This is a genomic window from Pseudomonas sp. SDO52101_S400 (assembly GCF_054071635.1).
Map to the genome: position 1 here is coordinate 1 of NZ_JBSVWF010000051.1, position 15713 is coordinate 15713.

General features: G+C 61.7%; 17 protein-coding genes. 8 read left to right on the forward strand and 9 right to left on the reverse strand.

Going from position 1 to position 15713, the window contains the following annotated elements; genetic code table 11:
- Nucleotides 1-149 precede the first annotated feature (149 nt).
- Both ACW9HX_RS22295 and ACW9HX_RS22300 read right to left on the reverse strand, forming a co-directional pair.
- Entirely contained in the window at nucleotides 150-644 is a 495-nt protein-coding gene (locus ACW9HX_RS22295; protein WP_007957760.1) for a SprT family zinc-dependent metalloprotease, read from the reverse strand.
- A gap of 159 nt (nucleotides 645-803) precedes the next feature.
- Entirely contained in the window at nucleotides 804-1406 is a 603-nt protein-coding gene (locus ACW9HX_RS22300) for a Yip1 family protein (RefSeq protein WP_007917515.1), read from the reverse strand.
- Between the two features lie 289 nt (nucleotides 1407-1695).
- Here ACW9HX_RS22300 and ttcA point away from each other — a divergent pair, with 289 nt between their 5' ends.
- Together ttcA and ACW9HX_RS22310 are read left to right on the forward strand one after the other, a co-directional pair.
- On the forward strand, nucleotides 1696-2520 hold the full coding sequence (ttcA, locus tag ACW9HX_RS22305; RefSeq protein WP_096818033.1) for a tRNA 2-thiocytidine(32) synthetase TtcA: 825 nt from the start codon (nucleotides 1696-1698) through the stop codon (nucleotides 2518-2520).
- A gap of 68 nt (nucleotides 2521-2588) precedes the next feature.
- Nucleotides 2589-3263: a DNA-3-methyladenine glycosylase I gene (locus ACW9HX_RS22310; protein WP_457382278.1), complete on the forward strand. Its 675-nt coding sequence runs from the start codon at nucleotides 2589-2591 to the stop codon at nucleotides 3261-3263.
- A gap of 99 nt (nucleotides 3264-3362) precedes the next feature.
- On the opposite strand, the gene ACW9HX_RS22315 is transcribed toward ACW9HX_RS22310, so the two are convergent.
- From ACW9HX_RS22315 to arsC, 3 genes are read right to left on the reverse strand one after another with little or no spacing between them, the layout of a single operon-like run.
- The gene (locus ACW9HX_RS22315; protein ID WP_457382279.1) at nucleotides 3363-3788 is read right to left on the reverse strand and encodes a DUF2069 domain-containing protein; all 426 of its coding nucleotides are present in this window, start codon (nucleotides 3786-3788) and stop codon (nucleotides 3363-3365) included.
- A 1-nt stretch (nucleotide 3789) separates the two neighbouring features.
- Complete coding sequence (gene wrbA / locus ACW9HX_RS22320) at nucleotides 3790-4386, reverse strand: NAD(P)H:quinone oxidoreductase (RefSeq protein ID WP_457382280.1); 597 nt, start codon at nucleotides 4384-4386, stop codon at nucleotides 3790-3792.
- On the reverse strand, nucleotides 4383-4736 hold the full coding sequence (gene arsC / locus ACW9HX_RS22325; protein WP_011335489.1) for an arsenate reductase (glutaredoxin): 354 nt from the start codon (nucleotides 4734-4736) through the stop codon (nucleotides 4383-4385). The genes wrbA and arsC overlap by 4 nt, the downstream gene beginning before the upstream one ends.
- A 114-nt stretch (nucleotides 4737-4850) precedes the next feature.
- Here arsC and ACW9HX_RS22330 point away from each other — a divergent pair, with 114 nt between their 5' ends.
- Entirely contained in the window at nucleotides 4851-5318 is a 468-nt protein-coding gene (locus ACW9HX_RS22330) for a TlpA family protein disulfide reductase (RefSeq protein WP_457382281.1), read from the forward strand.
- Between the two features lie 272 nt (nucleotides 5319-5590).
- On the opposite strand, the gene ACW9HX_RS22335 is transcribed toward ACW9HX_RS22330, so the two are convergent.
- Nucleotides 5591-5995: an META domain-containing protein gene (locus ACW9HX_RS22335; RefSeq protein WP_457382282.1), complete on the reverse strand. Its 405-nt coding sequence runs from the start codon at nucleotides 5993-5995 to the stop codon at nucleotides 5591-5593.
- Nucleotides 5995-6429, reverse strand: coding sequence for a hypothetical protein (locus ACW9HX_RS22340; RefSeq protein WP_457382283.1), 435 nt, complete (start codon nucleotides 6427-6429; stop codon nucleotides 5995-5997). Before ACW9HX_RS22340 ends, ACW9HX_RS22335 begins: the two co-directional genes overlap by 1 nt.
- 133 nt (nucleotides 6430-6562) lie before the next feature.
- Between ACW9HX_RS22340 and ACW9HX_RS22345 the strand changes: the two genes are divergently transcribed.
- Complete coding sequence (locus ACW9HX_RS22345; protein WP_457382284.1) at nucleotides 6563-7036, forward strand: hypothetical protein; 474 nt, start codon at nucleotides 6563-6565, stop codon at nucleotides 7034-7036.
- 10 nt (nucleotides 7037-7046) lie between these two features.
- On the opposite strand, the gene ACW9HX_RS22350 is transcribed toward ACW9HX_RS22345, so the two are convergent.
- A complete protein-coding gene (locus ACW9HX_RS22350) occupies nucleotides 7047-8036 on the reverse strand; it encodes a 2-hydroxyacid dehydrogenase (protein ID WP_457382285.1) in 990 nt (329 codons plus the stop codon).
- A gap of 83 nt (nucleotides 8037-8119) precedes the next feature.
- A complete protein-coding gene (locus ACW9HX_RS22355; RefSeq protein ID WP_457382286.1) occupies nucleotides 8120-10873 on the reverse strand; it encodes a response regulator in 2754 nt (917 codons plus the stop codon).
- 216 nt (nucleotides 10874-11089) lie between these two features.
- On the opposite strand from ACW9HX_RS22355, the gene ACW9HX_RS22360 reads away from it, so the two are divergent.
- The 4 genes from ACW9HX_RS22360 (at nucleotide 11090) to rlmD (ending at nucleotide 15648) form a co-directional block, all read left to right on the forward strand.
- Complete coding sequence (locus tag ACW9HX_RS22360; protein ID WP_457382287.1) at nucleotides 11090-11812, forward strand: response regulator transcription factor; 723 nt, start codon at nucleotides 11090-11092, stop codon at nucleotides 11810-11812.
- A complete protein-coding gene (locus ACW9HX_RS22365) occupies nucleotides 11799-13223 on the forward strand; it encodes a histidine kinase sensor domain-containing protein (protein ID WP_457382288.1) in 1425 nt (474 codons plus the stop codon). The genes ACW9HX_RS22360 and ACW9HX_RS22365 overlap by 14 nt, the downstream gene beginning before the upstream one ends.
- A gap of 170 nt (nucleotides 13224-13393) precedes the next feature.
- Nucleotides 13394-14296 carry a cysteine synthase CysM gene (gene cysM / locus ACW9HX_RS22370; RefSeq protein ID WP_457382305.1) on the forward strand — a complete coding sequence of 301 codons (903 nt, stop codon included), beginning with the start codon at nucleotides 13394-13396 and terminating at the stop codon, nucleotides 14294-14296.
- Nucleotides 14296-15648, forward strand: a complete 1353-nt coding sequence (gene rlmD, locus ACW9HX_RS22375; RefSeq protein ID WP_457382289.1) for a 23S rRNA (uracil(1939)-C(5))-methyltransferase RlmD — start codon at nucleotides 14296-14298, stop codon at nucleotides 15646-15648. Before cysM ends, rlmD begins: the two co-directional genes overlap by 1 nt.
- Nucleotides 15649-15713 lie beyond the last annotated feature (65 nt).

The window sequence follows — 15713 nt, forward strand, 5'->3', positions numbered from 1 at the left end:
GTGACGGTACCGAATGGCGGTGACGAATGGCAGGGTTAAGACAGTTGCTCCCACAGGTATTTGTGCCGTACACAGAACTTGTGAACACCGGACACTGTGGGAGCGGGCTTGCCCGCGAAGAGGCCCGGCCAGACAACACAAAATCCAGGCTATTCGACCCGCATCTCGCCACTGAACACCAGCGTGTTACGGCAACGCCGGCACAGATAGCGTCGACCTTGCCTGACCAGGCTATGGCGCTGGGCCGAGAACGGGAAGTCACTGTCGGCACACGGGCATTTATAGATGTAGCGGGTCACGCTGCGGCGTTTGACTTCATAGGTATGGCAGCGATCCGGCGGCAGCTCGTAGACCCCGCGCATGATCAGTTGCCACTCCTCGCCATGGGGCTGGATGCGGTCACCGAACAGTTGATGGGCGATCAGGTGCGCGACTTCATGGGCCACGGTCTGCTTGAGGAAGTGTTCGGTGTTCTCCCGGTACAGCTGCGGATTGAAACGCAGCAGGTTCTCGTGCAGATGCGCGACCCCGGCTTTTTGCCCGCGCAGCTTGAGGCTCACCACGGGGCGTTTGAAAGGACGTTTGAAAAAGGATTCAGCGAGTTGGAAGCAGTCTTCGACGCGGGTATTGAGTTGCTCGGGCATGCTTGATGGATCTCCAGAGGCGTCGAGTATGCCGCAACCCCGGGGCGTTGCGAATCGCCGAGCTGCCGAATGGTCGTCGCTCTTTTTCACCCGGCACGAGAAGGCCGCCTCGCGGCGGCCTGTGTTGGCGGATCTTGTTCTTCTCGATTGTGCATTCAGCTAATTGGTGTAGACGGGCCCCACGCCCAGTCCCCAGACAATCACGGTGAACGCCATGATGGCGACCAGCACCACCAGACCCACCGCCAGCACCGAGCTGGAAAACAGGAATCCCTCGTCGGATGGAATGTTCATGAAGGTCGGCAGCCCCACATACAGCAGGTACACCGTGTAGCAGATGGCCGCCGTGCCGACGATCATCCCCAGCCACATATGCGGATACAACGCCGCCAGGCCACCGACGAACAACGGTGTCGCGGTATAGGTGGCAAAAGCGACGCAACGCGCCAGGCTCGGGTTGGCGTCATAAGTACGGGCCATCCAGTGCACGAAGGCACCCATGACCGCGACTCCGCCGAGCATCGCCAGGTAAGACATGACGGTCATCCAGATCGCGCTTTCGACGGTGAGCATCACCGGCGCACGGTTGCCGATCACCCAGCCGACCTGAGTTGTGCCGATAAATGCCGAAACGGCGGGGATGGCCGCCAGAATCAGCGTGTGCGTCAGGTACATGTGGCTGATGCTTTCCTCTTGGTCGCCACGGATTTCCTTCCATTCCTGATCGGGGTGGGTAAAAAGTCCCACTACGTGATGGATCATGCCAGTCACTCCTCTCGTTATTGCCATCGCCCCCCAGCGGAGCGCCTACGGGCCAATGTGGCCGAGCAAATACAGGTCTTCAGATTGTGTGCGACCTTATGTCGCAGTATAGAAAGGTCTTAACCGCACAGGTGATAGGGGCTTAGAGCAAATCGCGCTGTAAACGGGCGGGGTAATCGCGTCGGGGTCTGTGCAAACGGGCATTCGAGGGGGCGACAACCTGTGGCCACAACCCCGGTGTTTTTGCGTAAAATGCCCGCCTTTCGTCACACCTCACGGATTTCGCGTCATGGGCACTCTTACGGTCAACCAGAACAAACTGCAAAAGCGCCTGCGCCGCCTGGCCGGCGAAGCGGTCGCCGACTTCAACATGATCGAAGACGGCGACAAGGTCATGGTCTGCCTGTCCGGGGGCAAGGACAGCTACACCATGCTCGACGTGCTGATGCACCTGCAGAAGGTTGCACCGATCAAGTTCGAGATCGTCGCCGTGAACATGGACCAGAAGCAGCCGGGCTTTCCCGAGCACGTGCTGCCGGCCTACCTGAAAGAGCTGGGTATCGAGTACCACATCGTCGAGAAAGACACGTACTCGGTGGTCAAGGAGCTGATCCCGGAAGGCAAGACCACCTGCTCGCTGTGCTCGCGCCTGCGTCGCGGCACGCTGTACACCTTTGCCGATGAAATCGGCGCGACCAAAATGGCCCTCGGTCACCACCGCGACGACATCGTCGAGACGTTCTTCCTCAACATGTTCTTCAACGGCAGCCTCAAGGCCATGCCGCCGAAGCTGCGCGCCGATGACGGGCGCAACGTGGTGATCCGTCCGCTGGCCTACTGCAACGAGAAGGACATCCAGGCCTACTCGGACTTCAAGCAATTTCCGATCATTCCGTGCAACCTCTGCGGCTCCCAGGAAAACCTGCAACGTCAGGTGGTCAAGGAAATGCTTCAGGACTGGGAACGCAAGACCCCGGGTCGTACCGAAAGCATCTTCCGCAGCCTGCAGAACGTGATCCCGTCGCAACTGGCTGACCGTAACCTGTTCGACTTCACCAGCCTGAAGATCGACGAGACGGCGGCTTCGCGATTCGTCAATGTGGTGAACCTGTAAGCGATCCAGTCGCTCGAAAGAAACGGCGCTCGCGGGCGCCGTTTTCAATTCATTTTTTAGGAGAGGGCATGCGCGATTACAAGTGGCTGCACGAATACTGTCTGAACCGCTTCGGTTCGGCGGCTGAACTGGAAGCCCATCTGCCCGTTCCCAAGACCCCGGCGCAACTGCGCAAGGTCAGCGATGACCGTTACCTCTCGACCATGGCCCTGCGGGTGTTCCGTGCCGGGCTCAAGCACAGCCTGGTGGATGCCAAGTGGCCGGCCTTCGAAGAAGTGTTCTTCAAGTTCGACCCGGAAAAAGTCGTGCTGATGAGCGCCGAACACCTTGAGCGGCTGATGCAGGATGCGCGGATCATCCGACACCTGGGCAAGCTGAAAAGCGTGCCGCGCAATGCGCAGTTCATTCTGGACGTCGAGAAAGAGAAGGGCAGTTTCGGCGCGTTGCTGGCCGACTGGCCGGTGACCGACATCGTCGGCCTGTGGACCTACCTGAAAAAGCACGGCCACCAATTGGGCGGGCTGTCGGCGCCACGCTTCCTGCGCATGGTCGGCAAGGACACGTTCGTGCCGAGCTACGATGTGGTCGCGGCGTTGAATGCACAGAAGATCGTCGACAAGGTGCCGAGCAGTCTGCGGGACCTGGCCACGGTGCAGAACGCGTTCAACCAGTGGCATGAAGAGAGCGGTGGACGGCCGATGAGCCAGATTTCGATGATGCTGGCGTACACCGTCAATCACTAAGACCGCGTCGCCCGCATCGCTAGCAGGCCAGCTCCCACAAAAGATTCGTGAATAACGCAGATCCAGTGTGGGAGCCAGCCTGCTGGCGATAGCGGTCTGTCAGGCGACGGAGACTTCGCCTTCGCCGGACAGCTTGCGGTTCAACTGATACCGCCACCGCACATACAGCAGCGCCGAGCAGAACACCGCCAGACTGGCGATCATCTCCAGTACGCCAAACAGTTGCCGGCTCGGGTCATACGCCGCCAGTGCGCCCTTGATGAAATACAGATTCACCACAAAGCACATCCACGAATGCCCGCGTGCGCTGCCCATGATCATGCCCGGTGCCAGCACGATCCACGGGATCAGCTCGATCAGCAGAATCACCCACGGCCGCGCGCCGTGCAGGTCGGCGAACACCAGGTAATAAGCGGCGAGCAGTCCGGCCAGACCGAAAAAGCACAGCAGACTGATCACCCGCATCGCACGCACCCGTGGCTCCAGCCACTCGACGGCGGGCAGGACTTTCGGCTTTCTGGCCATTTCAGTTCCCCAGCTTCAAAGCCGTTTTGGCCAGGCGTGCGCCGAGTGCGCGGCACAGCGCCACTTCGTGCTGATCGAGACCGCTTTTGCCATTGGCCCCGGCATGATGGCTGGCGCCATAAGGCGTGCCGCCACCCTGGGTTTCCAGCAGCGCCGATTCGCTGTAGGGCAGACCTGTGATCAGCATGCCGTGGTGCAGCAGCGGCAGCATCATCGACAGCAGGGTGGTTTCCTGACCGCCGTGCAGGCTGGCGGTGGAGGTGAACACGCCAGCCGGTTTGCCGACCAGCGCGCCGGTCAGCCACAGGTTGCTGGTGCCGTCGAGGAAGTACTTGAGCGGCGCGGCCATGTTGCCGAAACGGGTCGGACTGCCGAGGGCCAGGCCGGCGCAATTCTTCAGATCATCCAGCGTGGCGTACAGGGCGCCTTCATCCGGAATGTCCGGCGACACGGCTTCGCACTCGGTGGAGATCGCCGGCACGGTGCGCAGGCGCGCTTCGAGGCCAGCCTGCTCGACACCACGGGCAATCTGCCGGGCCATTTCATTGGTCGAACCGCTGCGGCTGTAATACAGAACCAGAATGTACGGCGCACTCACGGCAACAGCTCCAGGATCTGCTCCGGTGGACGGCCGATGACGGCTTTGTCGCCGGCTTCAAGAATCGGTCGCTCCATCAACTTGGGATGTGCGGCGATGGCTTCGATCAATTGTTTCTCGGTGAGACTGGCATCCGCCAGGTTCAGGGTCTTGTATTCGTCTTCGCCGGTGCGCAGCAGTTGCCGTGCGCTGATCCCCAGCTTGCCGAGCAAGGCCTTGATTTGCGCGGCGTCCAGCGGTGTTTCGAGGTAGCGCACCACGTTCGGCGTCAGGCCACGGGCTTCGAGCAGTTCGAGCGCACCGCGGGATTTCGAGCAGCGCGGGTTGTGATAAAGCGTCAGATCGGTCATGGGCGGGTCGCTTCTTGCGTAGAGTGGCGGCTATTCTAACTGTGCAACGCGCAATCCAGAACCTTGGGAGGCGATGGGTCGCAGGCGCATTCAATTTTTGACAAGGAACATGACATGACACGGCGACTGGCAGCGGCATTGACGATCATCGGGGCGTTGATGCTGGGGGGCTGCGGTAACGACTACGGCATTGACCAGAACGGGCAGAAGGTGGCGTCCGAGCGTCTGGACAAGCAATGGGTCGTGCTCAACTACTGGGCCGAATGGTGCGGTCCGTGCCGCACGGAAATCCCGGAGCTCAATCATCTGGCCGAAGAACTCAAGGGCAAGAAAATCGGTGTGTTCGGGGTCAACTTCGACAACGTGCAGGGTGAAGAGCTGAAAGGTGCCAGCGAGAAACTCGGCATCAAGTTCACCGTGCTGGCGCAGGATCCGGCAGACCTGTTCGAACTGCCGCGCAGCGAAGCCTTGCCGGTGACCTACATCATCGACAACAAGGGCAAGGTGCGTGAACAGTTGATGGGCGAGCAGACGGCGGCGGGGGTGATGGCGAAGCTTGAGGCGTTGAAGGCGGCCAACTGATTCGTTTTTGAGGGCCCTCCCTCATCGGAACGCCGCCCGCCCAGCCCTCCCGAAACGTCGGACCGCCCGGAGGGAGAGGGAGCCGACCGAGTTGTCTGGCGTTATACGTCGACCTGAAAGAACCAGTCGATTATGGATTCGGCGAAGCCAAATCAAATCAATTTTGGATTCGCCAAGGCCGGGTCAGGTCGGTGTATTTCTGGAATATCCCCCAATCAGTCCCCTCTCCCAGTGGGAGAGGGTTAGGGTGAGGGGCTTGGCGATCTAAAAGATCAACCCTCTTCCAGCCACCAGCGCAAAGGCTTGCCTTCAGCCGGCCAGAAACGCATCTGCTCGATCGGCGAGATATCCCAGCGCTCCACTTTCTCCAGCGCCTGGAGGAAGCGTTGCTCCTGCTCCATCAGCGCCGGGGCACACAGTTTGCGGGTCTTGCCGATCTTGCCGAAGCTGAGCTTGTCGCCTTCCAGGGTGTAAGGCGCGAACCAGTGGTTGCAGCCGCCATTGCCATACGCCCGGCCATCATCGCCGAGGGTCACGGTCAGGTGGCTGTAGTCCATCAGTGGCCGCTCGCCGATCCACTCCAGAATGTAGCTGCGGTTCTGTTGCAGTTGCACAGGCTCCGCGGCGCAACCCATCAGGCCGGCGCCGACAGCGGCGGTCAGGGCCAGGTGTTTCATCACGCCGGCTCCTGGCATTTCGGGCACAGGTGCCTGTCACCGACCGCTTTCCAGCCCAGTTCGGCAATGCGCGCCGTGGCGGCCGGTTTTTCAGCCGGTTTGCCAAGCTTGGCATCCACCGCGAATTCGAAGCTCAGTTCCTTCGCGCAACTGTCGCAGTTGACCTGCCAGGTATGTATCGCCAGTTCGCCGAACACCGGGCCGGTGGTCATCGCGGTCCATTGACCTGGCGGGTTGATCAGGTGGCGGACGGTATCGACGGTCAGGCGCATGGACAAGTCCTTGCTGCCTTTGAGGGTCACGACCAGCACGTCGCCGATGCGGATCGAGCCACCGTTGCCGGTAACCTGATAACGGCCCGGTACAAGGGCGCGGCATTCGGTGAGGGTGTGTTGCGGGTTCATCAGGGTGTAGCGGAAATCGTGTTCGACCATGGGTCCTCCAAATATGCGCGACATGCTAGCACGGGCTGGATTGCAGAATAACGCGCGCTTGCGACCTTCGATCCGGTTCAAATCGACACCGCAGTCGTGGCAAACTGCCGCCTTCATTTCTAAGGAACGGAACATGGCGCTGATCGAATGTTATGAATGCAAGCGGAGCATCAGCCCCGAAGCGAAGACGTGCATTCATTGCGGGGCTCCGATGACGGGCGCGCACGTACCGGCAAAAGCGAACTCTGTCGCATCAACGATTTCCTTTGGCAGTTTGCCCCGGAACAAGGCGGTGACCGAAGCTTTCGTCGCAGAAGCCGCTCCTGCGCCTGCCCCGGAACACAAAGTCATGCCCGCCGCCGCTGGACGCCGGCGCCGGCAACAGGCCGAACAGGCAGCCGAGCAAGCGGTCGAGCAACAGTCGTATGTCGATGGTGTGCGCCCGGTAGAGGGCTGGCTGAAGATCATGGCGTTCCTGATGCCGATCATCTTTGTCTGGTTCCTGCTGCGCCGGGGGCATTCCCTCAAGCAGCGACTGTTTGGCTTCGGCTGGCTGGCGCTACTGATTTTATGCGTGGCGATTACCCCGACTCCGCCTCCGGCCTGACGATCGATTGTCAGCCCTCGACCTGGTTCTGCGGCGTTCCTGCCGCCCAGGTCGCGATGTTGTGCAGGGTGGTGGCGGCAATCGCGCCCAGCGCCTCGCGGGTCAGGAACGCCTGATGTGCGGTAATGATCACGTTGGGGAAAGTCAGCAGCCGCGCCAACACGTCGTCCTGTAACGGCAGGTCCGAGCGGTCCTCGAAGAACAGCTGCGCTTCCTCTTCATAAACGTCCAGTCCCAGATAACCCAGTTGACCGTCCTTGAGCGCATCGATCAGCGCCGGGGTGTCTACCAGACCACCGCGTCCGGTGTTGATCAGCATCGCGCCCGGTTGCATGTGTGCCAGTGAATCACGGTTGATCAGGTGTTTGCTCTGCTCGTTGAGCGGGCAGTGCAGGCTGATGATCTGCGATTGTTCGAGCAGTTGCGGCAGGCTGAGATAGCGCGCGCCCAAGGCTTCGACGGCCGGGTTCGGATACGGATCGAAAGCCAGCAACTCGCAGCCGAAACCGTGCATGATTTTCGCGAACGTCGCGCCGATCTGGCCGGTGCCGACAATGCCGACGGTTTTGCCGACAAGATCGAAGCCGGTCAGGCCATGCAGACTGAAATCGCCTTCGCGGGTGCGGTTGTAAGCTCGGTGCAGTCGACGGTTGAGGGCAAGAATCAAAGCCACGGCATGCTCGGCCACCGCGTGGGGCGAGTAGGCCGGAACGCGTACGACCACCAGCCCCAGGCGTTTGGCGGCGTTCAGGTCGACATGGTTGTACCCCGCCGAGCGCAGGGCGATCAGCCGGGTTCCGCCGGCCGCCAGACGTTCCAGCACGGGGGCGCTGAGGTCATCGTTGATGAAGGCGCAGACCACCTCGTGCCGGTCGGCCAGCGGCGCCGTGTCGAGACTCAGTCGGGCGGGTTGAAAGTGCAGCTCGATGCCGGCCGGGCAATCGGCGGCGAGGAAACTGTCGCGGTCGTAGGTCTGGCTGCTGAAAACGATCGTGCGCATGCAATCCTCCTGAAGCATCGACGCGGGCGCGAATCACCCGCGACAACTTTAGCCGCATCGGCGCGGATCGGCATTGCCGTGGATCAGGCGCTGATCTTCGCCTGCGCCGCCAGACGATTGATCGCCCGCTCCAGCTCATCCAGGGCGGTGGAAGCCTTGGGGTCTTCCTGTTTGAGCAGGGTTTCGCTGCGCTGGCAGGCCGCGCGCAATTGCGGCACACCGCAGTAGCGAGTGGCGCCGTGCAGGCGATGCACCCGTTCGATCAGGCCAGTCTGGTCGTGGCTGTCGCGGGCGCTGCGGATCGCTTCGCGGTCGGCCTCAAGGGACGCCAGCAACATGGCCAGCATGTCCGCCGCCAGATCCGCCTTGCCGGCGGCCAGACGCAGACCTTCTTCCTGATCGAGCACTGGCAGGTCCTGATGGCCTGCCAGGCTTTCGCTGTTGCGGTCCGGTGCCTGATTGCGCAGTGCCAGTCCTGTCCATTTCAACACCACTTGCGCCAGTTGGCGCTCGCTGATTGGCTTGGTCAGGTAGTCGTCCATGCCACTTTGCAGCAGTGCGCGTTTTTCGTTGGCCATGGCGTGGGCGGTGAGGGCGACGATCGGCAGCGGCGTGCAATGGCGCTCGCTTTCCCACTGACGGATCGTTTCGGTGCTCTGGCGCCCGTCCATGCCTGGCATCTGCACGTCCATCAAGACCAGATCGAAGGTTTCGCTCTGCACAGCCTTGACCGCCGCGTAGCCGCTTTCGACAGCGAGCACCTTGGCGCCCATGTCTTCGAGCAGCGTCTGTACCAGCAACAGGTTGGCCGGGTTGTCGTCGACGCACAGCACTTTCGGCGCACGGCTCGACAGCGGTTCGCCGGGTTCGCTGCGCATCTGGCGCGGGTTGACCATGTCCGACAATGCCCTGCGCAGTTTGCGGGTGCAGGCCGGTTTGGACTGGAGCTGGCTGTGCGGGTTGGGCACCGACAGATGAAACAGCGTCAGTTCGGTGGTCGGGCACAACACCAGTACCCGGCAGCCGAGGTGTTCGAGATCCCAGATGTGCTGGTTGAGGCGTTCCGGCGGCATGTCGTTGCTGGTGATGCCGAGCACCGCCAGATCGATGGCCTGATCGGTCTGGTGGGCGCCGGTGACGCCATTGGTCAGGCTTTCCAGGGTATTGAACGGGGTGACGTCGAGTCCGCAGTCTTCCAGTTGATGCTGCAACGCCTGACGCGCCAGTTCGTGGTTTTCCAGCACCGCCACCCGGCGGCCGAGCAACGGCGCGGCGGGCAGGTCTTCGGCATCGTCGCGGGTCTTGGGCAGACTGAGGCTGATCCAGAACTCCGAGCCTTCGCCCGGGGTGCTGTCGACGCCGATTTCGCCGCCCATCTGCTCGATCAGACGTTTGGAAATCACCAGACCCAGGCCGGTACCGCCGGGCTGGCGCGACAGCGAGTTGTCAGCCTGGCTGAAGGCCTGGAACAACGCGCGCACGTCCTGGTTCGACAGGCCGATGCCGGTGTCCTGAATGCTGATGCGCAGTTGCACGCTGTCTTCGTGTTCTTCTTCGAGCATGGCGCGGGCGACGATGGTGCCTTCGCGGGTGAACTTGATGGCGTTGCTGACAAGGTTGGTGAGGATCTGCTTGAGTCGCAGTGGATCACCGACCAGCGACAGCGGCGTGTCGCGATACACCAGACTCACCAGTTCCAGCTGCTTGGCGTGGGCTGCGGGGGCGAGGATGGTCAGGGTGTCCTGCAACAGGTCGCGCAGGTTGAACGGAATGTGGTCGAGGACCAGTTTGCCGGCCTCGATTTTAGAGAAGTCGAGGATTTCGTTGATGATTCCCAGCAGGCTGTCGGCGGACTTTTCGATGGTGCCCAGGTAGTCGAGCTGGCGTGGGGTCAGCTCGCTTTTCTGCAACAGGTGGGTGAAACCGAGAATGCCATTGAGTGGCGTGCGGATTTCGTGGCTCATGTTGGCGAGAAACTCGGACTTGATCCGGCTCGCTTCAAGGGCCTCCTTGCGGGCCAGATCCAGTTCGATGTTCTGGATCTCGATGGTCTCCAGGTTCTGGCGCACGTCTTCGGTGGCCTGATCGACGCTGTGCTGCAACTCTTCCCGGGCATTTTGCAGGGTGCCGGCCATGCGGTTGATGCCGGATGCCAGCTCGTCCAGTTCCTGGCTGCCGAGGGGCGGCAGGCGGGTTTCCAGATGACCGTCCTTGAGTTGCGCGACGGCTTGTTTGATCTGGCTGATCGGGCGGTTGATCGTGCGGCCCATGCGCAGGGCCAGCAGGGCGGCGCCGGCCAGTCCCGCCGCAATCAGCAGCAGGCTGGCGAACAGGCTTCGGTAACCGCGCAGCAACATGCCGTTGTGCGAGAGCTCCAGTTCGACCCAGCCGAGCAGACGGTCGGACTCTTCAGGGATCAGTTCGCCGGCGAGGTTGCGATGCTTGCCGAACACCGGCAGCAGATAGCGGGTGGCGTCGTTGCCGCTGCGGCGCAGCAGTTGTGTGCTGTCGCCGCTGGGGGCCTGGTTGAGCATGGTCGGGCCGGCGTGGGCCAGCGGCGAACGGTCGGGCGCGAGGAAGGTCACCGCGCGCACATCCGGCTGTTCAAGGGATTGGGTGGCGATGCGCTCGAGCAGATCGGAATCGCCGTGACCCATGGCTGGCGCCACGAGCGGAGCGAGTTGCTCGGCGATCATTTCGCCGCGCTGCATCAGTTGGGCCTGCAGGTCGGACTGCTGCGTCCAGGTGAAATAGCCGCCCAGCACCAGTGCCATCAGGCTGGTCGGCAACAGGGTCAGCAACAACACGCGACCTTTGATTCCCAGTTTCTTGAGCACGCCTATCTCCTGCATCCCGCTGATCGTTGACTCACACGTGCTTCCGGCACGCGGCATGGGCGCAGTGTAGCGATTTGCTTGCGGGCATTCCCGGGAAAAATGATGTCCTGATCCGTCGTTTCGGCGCCGGTCATTTGTCCGAGAGGTCAACCTTGGGTTGCCGGGCGACGGGCAATCTTGAATAATCGCCCAACTGAGAATTATTTGCAGATAGTCATGACTCCTGTCTCTGTTGGCCAGCCACGCATTCTTTCCATCGAAGACGATCCCGTGCTCGGTGCCTATGTGCACGAGCAACTGGGGCGCAGCGGCTTCCAGGTCACCTGGTGCCAGAACGGCAGCGAAGGCCTGAGCATCGCCCGGCGCCAGCCGTTCGATGTGGTGTTGATGGACATTCTGTTGCCGGGGCTCGACGGCCTGAACGTGCTGACGCAACTGCGTCAGAGTCATTCCACGCCGGTGCTGTTGATGTCGGCGCTGGGGGCCGAGGCCGATCGAATCAGCGGGTTTCGCCTGGGGGCTGACGACTATCTGCCCAAGCCGTTCAGCATGGCCGAGTTGCATGTGCGGATCGAGGCGATCCTGCGGCGGGTCGCCCTCGACCGCCGTCCGTCCGTCAGCGCAGAACCTCTGGCGGTGGGCGGTCTGCACTTCGACGACGAGCAGTGCGAGGTGTTCTATCGCAATCAACCGGCCGGCCTGACCCGCAGCGAATACCGCTTGCTCGAAACCCTCAATCGCAATGACGAAGAGGTACTGAGCAAGGCCTTCCTTTATCAGCATGTTCTTCAGCGCGGCTACGCGGCCCACGACCGCAGCCTCGACATGCATATCAGTCAGATCCGTCGCAAACTCAAATCGATCGGCTACACCGAACGGGAAGTGCGCACGGTATGGGGCAAGGGCTACGTTCTGAGCGCCGTCGATGAAGGTGTCTGACCTGCCGGGCCGGCATTCACTGTTCTGGAAGCTCGCCTGCCTGCTGGTGGCGTTCTGTCTGTTGATGATCTGGCTGAGCTGGTCCTGGGGCCGCTATATGGAGGAGCGCAATCAGTTCCTCTCCGATGAGGCTCGCGGCACGCTCACGCGTTATGCCACCGAAGCCGAAGAGGCATGGCGGCGCGATCGGCGTGATGGCGTCGACCGTTGGTTGCAGAGCATGGAATTGCGCGAAGCCGGTTGGGTCGGCGTGATCGGCGGCAACTTGCAGTCGCTGAGTAGCGATCCGCTGAATGAGCAGGAAATCCAGCACCTGACCTTTCTGCGGGGGCTCGACTGGCCGATTCACAAGAAAGGCCGGCCGTGGCTGCGTGTGCCATTTCCCACAGAACCGGCCGCTGGCAGTCTGGTCATCGAGCTGCCAGAGCGATTTCTGCCGGGCAAATACCGAGTGTTCTGGCGGGTGATCACCAACGGTGTGATTCCCGGTCTGTTCACCCTGCTGCTGTGCGTGGGCCTGTATCGCTTGCTGGTGGTGCCGCTGAACAACCTGCGCGAGCAGGCCAACGCATGGCGTGCCGATCAATTGAATGTGCGTCTGTCGAGCGGTATCACCCAGCGTCCGGACGAACTCGGCGAACTGGCCCGGGCCTTCGATTCGATGTCCGAACGCCTGCAATCCACCGTTGCCCTGCAACAGCAATTGTTGCGTGACCTGTCCCATGAACTGCGCACACCCCTGAGTCGTCTGCGGGTGGCCAGCGAAAGTGAGCAGGATCTGTTGTCGTTGCGTGAGCGCATTGGCCGCGAAGTCGATGGCATGCAACGGCTGGTCGAAGACACCCTGCAACTGGCCTGGCTCGAAACCGAACGTGCACCGCTGCCGGACGAAGCAATCCAGATCCAGGCCTTGTGGGAAATGCTCACGGAAAACGCCTGCTATGAAAGCTGTTACCCCGTGGGCCAGTTGCAGTGTGCGGTGGACTCATCGTGCTGGGTGCGCGGCAATCTCAACACCCTGGCCCAGGCGCTGGAAAACATCCTGCGCAATGCGATTCGTCATTCTCCAGCGGGCGGCATTGTGCGACTGGATGGCCGGCGTGACGGGGGCTATTGGCATCTATGGCTGGAGGACGAGGGTGGCGGGGTGGCCGAGGCGGATCTGGAGCGGATCTTCTCGCCGTTCACCCGGCTCGACGGCTCGCGTCCGGGGGATGGGGGATTCGGTCTGGGGTTGAGCATTGCGAGGAATGCGGTGCAGCGCCAGGGCGGGAGCCTTTGGGCTGAGAACGGCCCGTCGGGGTTGAGATTGAATCTGCGGTTGGTGGCTGATGATAGTGCTGTCAGTCCCGACGCGTTCGCTGGCAAGCCTGCTGCCACAGTGGACATGAATCGTCCGCAGATTGTGTGAGCGGCACAAGAGAGTGTCAGCACTGCTGACATTTTTTAAAAAGTCTCACCACTGGTGAGACTTTTGCTGCTTATTCCAAGAAACCATAAGCACCATACTTTGCGTGATATGGGCCGCGCAGGTTTGCCGGTATGATAGGCGCCCCCGCTGTCCGGATTGCGAAAAACGCCATGACCTTGCAGTACCCAACCATCGCCGATTGCGTCGGCAACACGCCGCTGGTGCGTTTGCAGCGCCTGCCCGGTGTCACCAGCAACACCCTATTGCTCAAGCTCGAAGGGAATAACCCTGCGGGTTCGGTGAAGGATCGTCCGGCGCTGTCGATGATCACCCGTGCCGAGTTGCGCGGGCAGATCCACGCCGGCGATACGCTGATCGAAGCGACCTCGGGCAACACCGGGATCGCCCTGGCGATGGCCGCCGCGATCAAGGGTTACAAGATGATCCTGATCATGCCGGACAACTCCAGCGCCGAGCGTAAAGCGGCGATGACCGCTTATGGCGCGGAGCTGATTCTGGTCAGCCAGGAAGAGGGCATGGAAGGCGCTCGCGATCTTGCTCAGCGGATGGAAGCCGAAGGCCGTGGCAAGGTGCTGGATCAGTTCGCCAACGGCGACAATCCCGAAGCGCACTACACCACCACCGGCCCGGAAATCTGGCGTCAGACCCAGGGCAGCATCACCCATTTCGTCAGCTCCATGGGCACCACCGGGACCATCATGGGCGTGTCGCGCTACCTCAAAGAGCAGAGCGACAGCGTGCAGATCATCGGCCTGCAACCGATGGAAGGCTCGGCCATTCCCGGCATCCGCCGCTGGCCGCAGGAATACCTGCCGAAGATCTATCAGGCCGACCGCGTAGACCGCATCGTCGATATGGCGCAAAGCGAAGCCGAGGACGTCACCCGTCGTCTGGCCCGCGAAGAAGGCATCTTCTGCGGCGTGTCCTCGGGCGGTGCGGTGGCAGCGATGCTGCGTCTGTCCAAAGAAGTTGAAAACGCGGTGATCGTCGCGATCATCTGTGACCGTGGCGACCGATACCTGTCGACCGGCATTTTCGACGCGCCCAACTGATGGCCAAGCATGAGAGAGGCCTGCGCTTCCAGCCCACCGGCGGCAGCAAGGCTCCGCAAATCCCGACCGGCAAAAAGCAGCGCTTGAAGATCGAGCGCCTGTCCAATGACGGTCGCGGCATCGCGTTTTTCGAAGGTCGTACCTGGTTCGTCCTCGGCGCCCTGGCGGGTGAAGAGGTCGAGGCGCGGGTGCTCGGTGCCCACGGCAAAGTGGTCGAGGCGCGTACCGAGCGTGTATTCACCGCCAGCGAATTGCGTCGCCCGGCCGCTTGTCAGCACGCCGGTCGTTGCGGCGGTTGCAGCGTCCAGCATTTGCCCCACGGCGAACAGCTTGCCCTGAAACAGCGCATGCTCGCCGAACAGCTTTCACGAGTCGCCGGTGTCGAGCCTGAAGAATGGGCAGCACCGTTGACCGGTCCGGAATTCGGTTACCGACGCCGCGCGCGGATCGCGGTGCGCTGGGACAGCAAAGCCAAAACGCTTGAAGTCGGTTTCCGCGCCGCTGGCAGTCAGGACATTGTGGCGATCAGCGAATGCCCGGTGCTGGTACAGCCCTTGCAACCGATCATGACCCGCTTGCCGGAGATGCTCCGTCGACTGAGCAAACCTCAGGCGCTGGGGCATGTGGAATTGTTCAGTGGTTCGTCCCTTGCCGTCCTGCTGCGTCACATGGCGCCGCTGTCCGAGGCTGACCTGACGATCCTCAAGGATTTCTGCGCGTTCCATCAGGCGCAGTTGTGGCTGCACGGCGAAGACGGGCCGCAACCGGTCGATGTCACGCAGTCGCTGGGCTATCGCCTGGAACCGTGGGATCTGGAACTGGCCTGGCGGCCGGGAGATTTCATCCAGGTCAATGCCGGGGTCAACGAAGCCATGGTTGCCCAGGCGCTGGAGTGGTTGAAGCCGACCGCCGACGAGCGTGTGCTCGACCTGTTCTGCGGGCTCGGCAACTTTGCCTTGCCGCTGGCCAAGGCTGTGCGTGAAGTGGTGGCGGTCGAGGGCGTGCAGACCATGGTCGATCGCGCTGCAGCGAATGCCGCTAGTAACAATTTGCATAACACAAAGTTTTTTCAGGCCGATTTATCCCAGCCTTTGACCGATGCCGAGTGGATCGGAAACGGCTTTTCTGCGGTACTCTTGGACCCACCGCGTGACGGTGCTTTCGAGGTAGTGCGCAAGCTCGCGACCCTGGGTGCCGAGCGGCTGGTTTATGTGTCGTGCAACCCTGCAACTCTGGCGCGCGATACGGTCGAATTGATCAAGCAGGGCTACCGGTTAAAACGTGCCGGGATTCTCGATATGTTTCCTCAGACGGCACATGTCGAGGCCATGGCGTTATTTGAAGCGAGCTAGGATGGCTCGTCTGATCCGACTGGTCCGCCTGTGCAGCGCTCGTCTTAGCCCCGCGAGCGCGAACG